10 protein-coding genes are annotated in these 11,369 nt (G+C 35.8%); all 10 read right to left on the minus strand.

All coding sequences use genetic code 11. The features are described from left to right. Window positions 1-163: 163 nt before the first annotated feature. Window positions 164-997 (minus strand): BglG family transcription antiterminator LicT, encoded by an 834-nt coding sequence (gene licT / locus ACFVR2_RS16210; protein WP_387363678.1) that lies wholly within the window; start codon window positions 995-997, stop codon window positions 164-166. A gap of 470 nt (window positions 998-1,467) precedes the next feature. Then, window positions 1,468-2,889 (minus strand): amino acid permease, encoded by a 1,422-nt coding sequence (locus tag ACFVR2_RS16215; protein ID WP_387363892.1) that lies wholly within the window; start codon window positions 2,887-2,889, stop codon window positions 1,468-1,470. A 185-nt stretch (window positions 2,890-3,074) separates the two neighbouring features. Further along, window positions 3,075-3,353, minus strand: a complete 279-nt coding sequence (locus tag ACFVR2_RS16220; RefSeq protein ID WP_097973365.1) for a YokU family protein — start codon at window positions 3,351-3,353, stop codon at window positions 3,075-3,077. Then, window positions 3,353-4,783 (minus strand): lysine 2,3-aminomutase, encoded by a 1,431-nt coding sequence (kamA, locus tag ACFVR2_RS16225; RefSeq protein WP_387363681.1) that lies wholly within the window; start codon window positions 4,781-4,783, stop codon window positions 3,353-3,355. Before kamA ends, ACFVR2_RS16220 begins: the two co-directional genes overlap by 1 nt. A gap of 254 nt (window positions 4,784-5,037) precedes the next feature. Continuing rightward, window positions 5,038-6,426, minus strand: coding sequence for a sigma-54 interaction domain-containing protein (locus tag ACFVR2_RS16230; protein ID WP_387363684.1), 1,389 nt, complete (start codon window positions 6,424-6,426; stop codon window positions 5,038-5,040). A gap of 65 nt (window positions 6,427-6,491) precedes the next feature. Continuing rightward, window positions 6,492-7,355, minus strand: coding sequence for a putative beta-lysine N-acetyltransferase (gene ablB, locus ACFVR2_RS16235; RefSeq protein ID WP_387363687.1), 864 nt, complete (start codon window positions 7,353-7,355; stop codon window positions 6,492-6,494). Then, entirely contained in the window at window positions 7,333-8,646 is a 1,314-nt protein-coding gene (locus ACFVR2_RS16240) for a peptidase (RefSeq protein ID WP_387363690.1), read from the minus strand. The genes ablB and ACFVR2_RS16240 overlap by 23 nt, the downstream gene beginning before the upstream one ends. A gap of 15 nt (window positions 8,647-8,661) precedes the next feature. Then, window positions 8,662-9,324, minus strand: a complete 663-nt coding sequence (locus ACFVR2_RS16245) for a 3-oxoacid CoA-transferase subunit B (RefSeq protein ID WP_098846183.1) — start codon at window positions 9,322-9,324, stop codon at window positions 8,662-8,664. Next, the gene (locus ACFVR2_RS16250) at window positions 9,309-10,007 is read right to left on the minus strand and encodes a CoA transferase subunit A (protein ID WP_387363693.1); all 699 of its coding nucleotides are present in this window, start codon (window positions 10,005-10,007) and stop codon (window positions 9,309-9,311) included. The genes ACFVR2_RS16245 and ACFVR2_RS16250 overlap by 16 nt, the downstream gene beginning before the upstream one ends. Then, on the minus strand, window positions 10,004-11,338 hold the full coding sequence (locus ACFVR2_RS16255; RefSeq protein WP_387363696.1) for an aspartate aminotransferase family protein: 1,335 nt from the start codon (window positions 11,336-11,338) through the stop codon (window positions 10,004-10,006). The genes ACFVR2_RS16250 and ACFVR2_RS16255 overlap by 4 nt, the downstream gene beginning before the upstream one ends. Between the last annotated feature and the right edge of the window lie 31 nt (window positions 11,339-11,369).

The raw sequence follows: 11,369 nt of genomic DNA on the forward strand, positions 1-11,369 counted from the left end.
CAAGAAAACAAAAAACCTAAACTGCACGCCTCAGGAAAACAGAAGAGACGACAATTTAGGTTTTGCCTGCACGACCAGTAACAATCCTATAAAATCGGATGTATTTAATTGATAACTTGATATTATCACTGCAAATTAACGATGTCAACGCTTTCACAAAAAATTAATTTCTATTTACAACACGAGCAATATGAATTGTTAGATAAAGTTTTTCTTCTGTGCTTAATTCATACTCATATTTTTTTAGAACGAAATCTTTGATTTTTTCTGTACAAACAGAAGCATCTTTATATTTCTCTTTTATTGTATTGAACAGAAAATCTTCCTCATTATTTAAATATGTCTTACTAAGAATCCTTTGAGCAAAAAATTTAAGATGTGTGACAAAGCGATAATAATTTAAAGATTCTTCATCAAATTCAATTTTAAAATGATATTTTACAATAGTTAATATTTCTTGAATGAACTTTGTAATATTTACAATGTTCGTCATTTCCTCATTCAATTCCGCGTTTACTACATGCAGAGCAATAAAACCTGCTTCATCCTCAGGTAAACGAATCCCTGTTTTTTGCTCAATAATATTTAATGCATGTTTACCCACCGAAAATTCTTCCTTATACAGTCGTTTTACTTCCCAAAGTAAAGGATTCTTGATTTCCAGTCCATTTTTCTGTCTATATAAGGCAAAATGAATATGATCTGTCAGAGACACATAAATACTTTCACTTAATTTTTTTCCTAATGTCTCTTTTGCAAAGCGGATAATTTCATCTGACAGTTCCATATATTGTAAAGGAATTTCTTCAAGCAGCTTCTTAAAATGCTCCGATAAATCCTTGTTATCCAACTTGAAAACCTTTTCAATCAATTGCTCATCAACAGGATCACCTGTTTTTTTCTTAAAGGCCAGCCCTCTCCCCATAACAACCATTTCTTTATTTTGCTCATTCAAAACGCTTACTACATTGTTATTAATCACTTTATGGATGATCATCTAATTCACCTCTCTTGCGAAGGATTATTTGCGATACCATTTTTTATTTCTATACTATCTCTTCTTTTTTTACAGGTCAATTTTACTACATCTCTAGTTAAAAAAAACCTAAACAACCAATGCCTAACATTAGGACATTGATCATCTAGGTTTTGCCTGCATTGCAGTAACAATCCTTTTATTTATAAGATACAGATAATTATAAAAAATATCATATTTATAAACAAGATATTTTTATTTTTTGATTCTGTAAGATTATAAGATCGCTATACACTTACAAAGAACAGGGTATTTTTCACTATCTTTCTATGCTATTTTATTCCAAAAAAGGAATGATGAGGAATTTCTTTGAAATCATCACCAATCCTATTGTTACTTTCCAACTACATACTTTTTCTAATCCTTATCTATGATTTGATTCACTGCTTTTGCTGGTGCTGTAAAGTCATATGCTAAACTTGTCCACGTGCTTATTTCTCCAAATCACACTCACTAAGTCGAACAATTTTTGTTCTTTTTATGAGTTTATATCCGGTCCACAAAATAAGGAATAATGGCAGACCTATATATGAAACAAGTACACCGTTCCAGTCAATTGTATTTCCCATAAATGCTGAATAGTTTTGTCCAAGAATAACGACCCCACATAGTACGAAAGCAAATATTGGTCCGAATGGGAACCATTTTGCTTTATACGGTAGATCATTTAAATCCTTCCCTTGTGCTACATAGGCTTTACGGAAACGGTAATGACAAATCGCTATGCCAAGCCAAGCAATAAAACCAGACATACCTGAAGCATTAAGTAACCAAATGTAAACAACTCCGTCACCATATAGAGAAGCTAAAAATGCTAATGTACCGACTGCCGCTGTAATCATTAATGCATTAACAGGTACACCCCTTTTATTTAATCTACCTAATGCTTTTGGAGCTTTCCCTTGGCGAGCCATATCCCACAGCATTCGAGCTGAAGCATACATTCCTGAGTTTCCAGCTGATAAAACCGCCGTTAAGATAACTGCATTCATTACAGACGCTGCAAATGCAATGCCTGCTTTATCAAAAACTAGCGTAAATGGACTAACAGCTACATCGCCACTTGCTAAATTATGATTTGTATATGGAATTAGTAGACCTATTACAAATATAGATAATACGTAAAATAATAAAATACGCCAAAATATTTGACGAGCCGCACGAGGAATATTTCGCTCAGGCTCCTCACTCTCCCCAGCTGCTACCCCTAATAACTCGGTACCTTGGAAAGAAAATCCAGCTGCCATAAAGATTCCGAGTGTCGCCATGAATCCTCCATGAAAAGGAGCATCACCAACTGTAAAATTTTTAAACCCTACTGCCTCTCCACCAATAATTCCAAAAATCATTAAAAATCCCGAAATTAAAAAAATGATAACTGTAACAACTTTTATAATAGAAAACCAGTATTCAGATTCCCCAAACCCTTTGACTGACAGGTAGTTTAACAGAAAGATAATAACTAAAAATAATGAGCTCCATAAGAGTGAGGATGTATGTGGTAACCAGAATTTCATCACCATCGTAACTGCAGCTAGTTCAGCTGCTATTGTAATTGCCCAGTTATACCAGTAATTCCAGCCAAGTGCAAAACCAAGTGCAGGATCAACGAATTTTGTTGCGTATGTACTAAAAGATCCAGCAACTGGCATATATGTTGCCATCTCAGCAAGGCTTGTCATTAAAAAGTACACCATTATTCCAATCGCTGTATAAGCTGCCAGAACACCACCTGGTCCTGCATTATGGATCGCACCTCCACTTGCCAAAAATAGACCTGTTCCAATTGTTCCTCCTAGTGAAATCATTGTAATATGACGAGGTTTTAATCCACGCTTTAACTCTTGAGGCATAGAAGGAATATGGTTCTTAGAATCAATGACTGGTATTGTATTTACCGTATTTTTCATTAAAATACTCCTTTTCAGTCGTTTTTTGGATTCGATAATTTTCTGCTTTTTTTCAATCGTCCATTGGCAGGATTAGGTAAAGTTTGAACATTAGAGAAAATGAGAAGCGCATGGTCGCTTCTCATTTCTTATTTGGAAAAATCAAAGTAATTCCTCTTTAATAATCTTTGTTGCTCGATCAACTCATTATATGAAGTCGTTTTACCAAGCAGCTTTGTGTCGATTAAGTATAATTGCTCCTCAATTGCACCAACAGTATCATCTGTTTGATATGTTATTTTACAATCTAAGCAAATGATACATGGCGTTTCTTTAATCTCAATTGCCTTCGTACCATCAGGAAGTTCCCAGTAGACTGTATTTGTTGATTCAACTATGTTAGCTGATTCACACCACTGACATTTCATCATTCAGCGTCTCCTTGCGCACTTCCTACTAGCTTTTCACTAACTTGGATTTTTGTAAGCTGTGCTTGGAATTTCTTTTCTTTTAATTCGTCACGTTTATCGCGCTTATCTTTTAAAGAAGCATGCTCTGGGTTTGTTGCATATGTTTTACGAACTTCCATACGTTGTAAACCTTCTGGAACAAGATTGAATTTTGTTTCATTCATTAATCCTGCGATTCCTGCATTGGAACGTTTTTCATCCATATTAGGATAAATTTCTTTAAAATATGCTTCTGCTCTACCTGGTACGTAATTTTGTGGTTCCGGATAAGTAGTAATTACACCTTCAAAATTACGAAGAACAACTTTATCAGCACTTTGAGAAATTAAGTAATTTGGTTGAAGAGAAATTTTTCCTCCACCACCCGGTGCGTCTACTACAAATGTTGGTACTGCATATCCAGAAGTATGGCCTCGTAATCCTTCCATAATTTCTAAACCTTTTGAAACAGGCGCACGGAAGTGTCCAATTCCTTCTGATAAATCACATTGATAAATATAATATGGACGAACACGAATTTTAACTAAATCATGCATTAGCTTTTTCATAATTGGTACACTGTCATTAATTCCAGCCAAGATTACGGCTTGGTTTCCTAACGGTACTCCAGCATTTGCAAGCATTTCACAAGCTCGTTTCGATTCCTCTGTAATTTCGATTGAAGTATTAAAGTGAGTATTTAACCAAACTGGATGATATTTTTTTAAGATATTACAAAGATCTTCAGTAATACGTTGTGGGAATACTACAGGTGCCCTTGTACCAATACGGATAATTTCCACATGTGGAATGTCACGTAAATTTTTTAAAATATACTCTAAAATATTATCGTTAATTAAAAGACCGTCTCCACCTGAAATAAGTACATCACGCACTTGAGGATTTTTGCTAATGTAATTAATAGCAGCATCAAGCTGTTTCTTTGGCACTCCCATTCCAATTTGTCCTGAGAAGCGACGTCTAGTACAGTAACGACAGTACATTGAGCATTGATTTGTTACTAAAAATAGTACACGATCTGGATAACGATGTGTTAAACCTGGAACAGGAGAATCTTCATCCTCATGAAGAGGGTCCTCTAAATCATACTTAGTTTTATGAATCTCCGCAGAGATTGGAACTGATTGCATACGAACTGGACAACGTGGGTCATCCGGATTCATTAACGATGCATAATATGGGGTAATATTTAGTGGAATTGTTTTTGTCGCAATTCGTACCCCATCTTCTTCGTCTGGCGTGAGGTTAATTATTTGCTTTAACTCATCCAATGATTTGATGGTGTTTGTAAGTTGCCAAACCCAATCATTCCATTGTTCCTCTGTTACATCTTTCCATAATTCAACTTCTTTCCAATGTCTTTTTGGAGCATAGACTGCATTTACCATCCTTACATCCCCTTTCAAATTGTTTGTTTTAATATATAGCAAGAGCCGTGCCAAAAATTTACAAATATTTAATAAAAGCGCCACGAATATGGAAAATTCAAACTATTCAGCCTGTTTTTTTATTTTTTAAAGTTAAAATCTTAAGTGGGTATCTTCTCAAGATGCAGCAAAAATTATAAAACCGCCTAAAATTAGGCGGCTTGGCTATTAAATGAAGTGCTAAAACTAGATTTTTAAGAAGATTAAAAAGTAGTTTATACTACGATATTTAACTTTTGAATTTTATATTGAAGAGTTTGCCTAGGTATTTCAAGTAGCGCTGCAGCTTGCTGAATATTAGAATTCGTTTGCAGCAATGCTTGTTTTATAAGTGAAATTTCCATTTCCTGCATTGCAGAACGTAAAGGCTGAACTCCTTTTGTTTCAGTACTTTTCTTAATTTGTTGTAGTTGAATCGGAAGATGTTTAACCGTAAGCGTATGCCCTTCTGCCATAATCATAGCATGCTCAATCGTGTGCTTTAGTTCTCGGACATTACCAGGCCAATTATATTGGTGGAATAACTCAAATACTGTATGTTCTACATTTCGAATATTCTTTGAGAAACGTTCATTAAATTGCTCAACAAAATGAGACGTGAGTAGCTCAATATCATAATTCCTCTCTCTTAACGGTGGTATGAACAAAGAAAACACATTTAAACGATAATATAAATCCGGTCGCATGATACCGTTCTGAACGCAATCTAAAGGTGATTCATTAATGGCAGCGATTACCCTTACATTAACTTTACGAGTCTTTGAATCACCTATTCGGCGAACAACTCCATCCTCTAGTACTCTTAGTAGCTTGGCTTGGAGCTCTAATGGCATCGAGTTTAGTTCATCTAAAAACAAGCTTCCACCATCAGCTAGTTCAAATAACCCTGCGCGATCTATCGCTCCTGTATAACTACCTTTTGTCGTACCAAATAATATACTTTCCAGTAATGATTCTGGTAAAGCAGCACAGTTTTGAGCAATAAAAGGGCCTTCACTCCTATTTGAAATATGGTGAATTGACTGTACAAAAAGTTCTTTTCCAGTTCCAGTTTCACCAACTACCAGTACTGCAGAGTCTGCATTTGCTACCTTTTCAACTTGATTTTTAACGGCCAATAATGCAGGGTCATCCGTTAGTATATCTGAGATCGTATAAAAGTGAACTTGTTTAGCTTTTCCTTTTTTCACTTGCGGTTTAATTCTCGCTTGTAAGTCTAAAACCTTCTCACCAAGCGATTTAATTGTAGAATAATCCTTTGCAATTTCAACAGCACCGATCAATTGATCGTCCAAAATAATTGGAATTGTCGTGTTAACTGTATCAATGAATTGGCCTTTAATATTTTCATAGCGTTGAGGCTGTTGAATAATCGCTTGCTTTGTTTCTAGTACTTTCAGTAAGGTACTTGTTTCTTTCGTTAAAGAAGGGAAAGCTTCTAGTACATGCTTTCCCAGAACTTCTTCAACAGAAACACCGTCATGGTCAGCCGCAACTTGATTATAAAATATAGTCATTCCATTTTTGTCGACTGCGTGAATTGATTCATCGATACTATTTAATATGGCACTAATCATTTGATTAGTTGGAATTGTTGCGTTCATTTCATAACCATCCTTTCACTGCCGAAAACTTGGCAATTTGACGCTCATTTTTCGGCAGTTTGACATTAAAAGACTACTTTTGAAAGATCCTTCACCCATACATTCATATCTTCTAATTTATCAAAGATATAGCAGTTGTTTGTCATTCTTCCAGTATACTTATAACCTAATTGATGAAAGGCTGCGTTCATTCCATATGATAATGCTCGAGCGATCGTATAAGAGCAATAAACTGATTGGCTTACTAAATCCAGTTCTAACTTCTTCATTAGCTCCTTCATCAATCCATGCTTACGATGCTCTTCAAGTGTTGCACAATTTGTTAGCTCGGCATTTCTTTGACCGAAGTCCACTTCAGCAGATGCTGCACTTACAATATTTCCATCTTTCTCGTAAACCCAATAAATAGTCCCCTCATCCATCGTTTTTTCAACATAAGTGGATTCATTTAAAGGTGTAGGATATACCTTAAAAACTTGACCATATAATTTTGCAAGTTTATTTGAGTCATTTTTTTCAGCTCTTCTTAAAACATACTCGTCAGGAATTACTTTTTCTTTTGATTGATCACTCTTTAAAACAGCATCTAAAATATCATCTCCAGCAGCCCAATAAAGACTATTTCTTCGATCCTGGCTAACATATTTCGTAACAAAAAAGCCATCACTGCCTTGAAAATAGCCTTTCAGTGCAGATTCTATCATATATCCTGATTGTAAGAAGGAATATAAATGTTCACTTCTTGCTTTAATAATCAGCTTAGTAAATTTGTGTTCTTTTACTAGTTTTTCTATTCTCTCGATTAGTAGTGCTACATTCCCTAAGTAAAAATCAACACGAATTCGCTCATTAAAATAATCTAAAGCACCTTCAAAATAATAGTTTTCCTGTTGAACTTTAATTGTTTCATAATACTTTTTCGTTTTCATATGCTCCCTCACCTTCATGTTGTTGGCCCTCAACTCCACACCAGTCAATTAATGTACAGGCAATGATTTCTGCTGCTAAAAACATTTGATCTAAATCAATAAATTCATCTGGGTAGTGAGCTACTTTTGTCTCCCCTGGTCCAAAAACAATCATCGGAATAGTTAAAATTTGTGTAAATAATCCACCATCAGTTCCCCATGGTGCAGCTTCAACTACTGGGGTTTGTTTCGTTGTTTCAAGATAGTTTCGTTGCAAAGTTTGCACTAATTCACTATCAGCTTCAATAGTACCAGGAACCCATCTTGCTCCAAACCACTCTACTTCTACAGGATTTTCTACGAACCAATCATCAAGCTTTTTTATATTACCTATCCAATTCTCAAATTCTATTTTCGCATCTTCTAATCTTTCATTTGGCGCTACACCGAATCTTCCTTCTAAAGTTACTAGATCAGATACAGAAGATGGCCATGTTCCACCATGAATTGTTCCTATATTAATTGGTATCGGAATCGGTACTCCATCATATAACGGATCAACTATTCGTTCATTTCGTAATTGCTCAAGTTTTTGGATTTGTTGAATGATGAGTACGCTTTTTTCGACAGCGCTTACACCTTCGTAACGAGTACCTCCATGTGCTACCTTACCTTTTACCTTAAGACGGAACCACATTGATCCTTGTTGCTTAATGAAAAACTTCATATTTGTTGGTTCAGGGATAATAACACCATCCGCTGAATATCCTCGCAATATTGTAGCAAGTGTACCAGCGCCACCACTCTCTTCCTCGATTACACTTTGAAAATAAACATTACCTTTTAGTGTAATTCCACTTCTTTTTATTGCTTCAATTGCTAAAATTAACGCAACATTTCCGCCTTTCATGTCAGTTGCACCACGCCCATAGAGCTTGTTATCGACTACGGTTGCACTGTAAGGAGGGTACGTCCATTGCTGAATATTTCCTTCTGGAACAACATCTATATGTCCATTTAAGATCATGGACTTTCCTCCGCTCGTTCCTTTAAGCGTAGCGACAATATTAGGACTACCAGTAAAACTGTCTCTTGTTGAAATAAAATAAGGATGCTCTTTCATTTCTTTTAAATCTGGTTCCCATACGTCTAAATCCAAATCAAGCTCTCTTAATTTTTCAAGGACAATTGCTTGTGCCTTACTCTCATTACCAGACACACTATTTTCCATTACTAGCTGTTTAAGAAGATCAACTGTTTTTTCTTTATGTTCGCTTATATAATCTTGAATAACTTTTTTGTAATGACTCATCCTCTTCACCCTTTTCTATATAAACATTTTTAAATCCGTACTAATTTCTAATTTCGCACCAGTTTTTTCGATTACATCCTCTACAGTATATGGACTCATTAGTTCTTTAAGCACTAAAGTGTTGTTGACTACTTCAATAACAGCCATTTCCGTTATGATTAAATCTACACAAGATTTAGAAGTTAATGGCAAACTACATTCTTTCACAATTTTTGGATTCCCAGCTTTATCGGTATGATTCATAACGACTATTACTCTTTTAGCTTTTTGAGCTAAATCCATCGCCCCACCTATTCCTGGTACACGCTTTCCAGGTACAATCCAGTTTGCTAAATCTCCTTTTTCACTAACTTGTAATGCCCCTAAAACCGTTAAATCTAGTAAACCTCTTCGTATAATGCCAAAAGCAGTAGCACTATCAAAATAGCTAGCACCTTTTAAAACAGTGATTGGGAAACCACCTGCATTACATAAATTTTCATCTTCTTTTCCTTTTTCGGGACTCGGTCCAATTCCCATTACGCCATTTTCCGCATGGAACATAACATGTACATCTTCCGGTAAGTAATCTGGAACAATGGATGGAATTCCAATCCCTAAATTTACGATCATTCCGTTTTTTATTTCCTTAGCAGCTCGCATTGCAATTTTTTGACGAAAGTCTATTCCCATGCCCATTTCCAGTTCACTCCTTCTGATGAAATTATGTAATCAACAAACACACCTGGAGTTACGATTTCCTCAGGATTCAACGATCCAAGTGGAACTATTTCTTCCGCTTCTACAATCGTAATATCTCCTGCCATAGCCATATGTGGATTCATATTCCTTGCACTCTTGTCAAAAACCAAATTTCCAAATGGATCAGCTTTCTTTGCAAAAATAATACTAACTTCTGCTTTAAGAGCTTCTTCAACTAGAAATTGTTTACCTTTTACAGATACCTTCTCTTTACCGTTTTCTGCCATACTATCAAGACCTACATCTACTAATACTCCTCCAAGCCCCATTCCTCCAGCTCGGATACGCTCTGCTAAAGTACCTTGCGGAGAAAATTCTACTTTAAGCTTACCTTCCGTCATTAATTTTCCTGCAAATGGATTCGATCCAATATGAGATGTCACAATTGACTTGATCCTTTCATTCCTTACCATCCTTCCGATGCCAATGTCCGGAAATCCAGTATCATTGCAAATCAAGTGAAGATCCTTAACTCCACTTTCAAATAATGTTTGGAGTAAAGTTGGCGGTGAACCGACTCCTCCAAATCCTCCAACCATTAGTGTCATGTCGTCATGAAAAAATTGAAGAATTTGTTCCACTGTTGCTATTTTTTTATAAGTATTTTCAACTAAATTCATACGATTTCCCCCTCAGCTGCATAGATTAGTTGAGATTGTTCCATTTCCAATTCTTTTAAACTCTCTGTAAGAATTTGAAGCAATTCATCCAGTTCTTCATAAGTAATCGTTAAAGGTGGTGCAATCATGAAAGCTGAATCTTCTTTTCCGTTTTTTCCAGCAACGGAAGGATATAAAAGTAACCCCTTACACATTACTTTTTGAATAAAGGAACTTGATTTTATATCTTGAATAAATTCAATTCCGATTAACAAACCTTTTCCTCTAACATCACCTATGAATGAAAATTTCTCCTTTAAACCTTGGAGCTTATTCATCAGATAATTACCTTTTTCTTCTGCGGCTTGTACTAAATTATGTTTCTCAACATATTCAATAACGGCCAATGAAACAGCAGCTGATAGTGGATTAGCACTAAAAGTATGTCCACTCATTACAACCTTTGAACCTTGCATAATTGGTTCAATAACTCGATCGCTAGCAATCGTTGCAGCCATTGGTGTATAACCAGATGTTAATCCTTTTCCAAGCGTAACGATATCAGGTTGAACGCCCCAATGCTCCATTGCAAACATTTTTCCAGTACGTCCAAGGCCAGTCATAACCTCATCGGAAATCAGCAAAATATCGTACTTTTCACAAATAGCTTTAATTCTTTGGTAATAACCTTTAGATGGTACAATCGCACCACCTGCAGCACCGATAATTGGTTCAGCAATAAATGCTGCAATATGTTCAGGGCCAATTCGATCAATGGCTGTTTCTAATTCAGATGCACATGCTAAATCACATGATGGGTGTTCTAAGTTAAAAGGACAACGATAACAATACGGTGGTGAAACTGAAGGGTAATCCTCCAAGATTGGTACAAATCGTTGGCGTCGTAAAGGGTGACCTGACATAGAAAGTGCTCCAATTGTTATGCCATGGTAGCTCATCCAGCGTGATAGGATTTTATTCTTCCCCTTCATTCCCTTTTCTTGGTAATGCTGTATCGCTAGTTTCATAGCAGTTTCTGTTGCTTCGGTACCACTATTAACAAAGAACGTCCAGTTTAAATCACCTTGAGTGATCTCACTCAACTTCTTTGCTAGCCTCTCAGCAGGTTCACTAGTAAATTGTGAACGATAAACAAAAGATACTTGTTTTGCTTGTTCAGTCATAACATCAATAATTTCCTCAACACCATGACCAATTCCTACAGTAATTGCGCCAGATGAACCATCAATATACCGATTACCATCTTTATCAAATAGGTAAACACCCTTTCCATGAGAAATCATAGGGTAATGCTGGCCAAGTAATGGTTTAATTAAATAATCTCTTTCCATTTTTTATCCCCACCCTTCCTTATATAAAACG

The organism is Gottfriedia sp. NPDC057991 (genome assembly GCF_042886615.1).
In the GTDB taxonomy this organism is placed as follows: domain Bacteria; phylum Bacillota; class Bacilli; order Bacillales; family Bacillaceae_G; genus Gottfriedia.

Coding starts and splice junctions, on each gene's coding strand:
- ACFVR2_RS16230 (WP_387363684.1), bottom strand. CDS start 6,426: ATGAACGCAACAATTCCAACTAATCAAATGATTAGTGCCATATTAAAT.
- ACFVR2_RS16250 (WP_387363693.1), bottom strand. CDS start 10,007: ATGAATTTAGTTGAAAATACTTATAAAAAAATAGCAACAGTGGAACAA.
- licT (WP_387363678.1), bottom strand. CDS start 997: ATGATCATCCATAAAGTGATTAATAACAATGTAGTAAGCGTTTTGAAT.
- ACFVR2_RS16245 (WP_098846183.1), bottom strand. CDS start 9,324: ATGGGCATGGGAATAGACTTTCGTCAAAAAATTGCAATGCGAGCTGCT.
- ACFVR2_RS16220 (WP_097973365.1), bottom strand. CDS start 3,353: ATGAAATGTCAGTGGTGTGAATCAGCTAACATAGTTGAATCAACAAAT.
- kamA (WP_387363681.1), bottom strand. CDS start 4,783: ATGGTAAATGCAGTCTATGCTCCAAAAAGACATTGGAAAGAAGTTGAA.
- ACFVR2_RS16240 (WP_387363690.1), bottom strand. CDS start 8,646: ATGAGTCATTACAAAAAAGTTATTCAAGATTATATAAGCGAACATAAA.
- ACFVR2_RS16255 (WP_387363696.1), bottom strand. CDS start 11,338: ATGGAAAGAGATTATTTAATTAAACCATTACTTGGCCAGCATTACCCT.
- ablB (WP_387363687.1), bottom strand. CDS start 7,355: ATGAAAACGAAAAAGTATTATGAAACAATTAAAGTTCAACAGGAAAAC.
- ACFVR2_RS16215 (WP_387363892.1), bottom strand. CDS start 2,889: ATGCCTCAAGAGTTAAAGCGTGGATTAAAACCTCGTCATATTACAATG.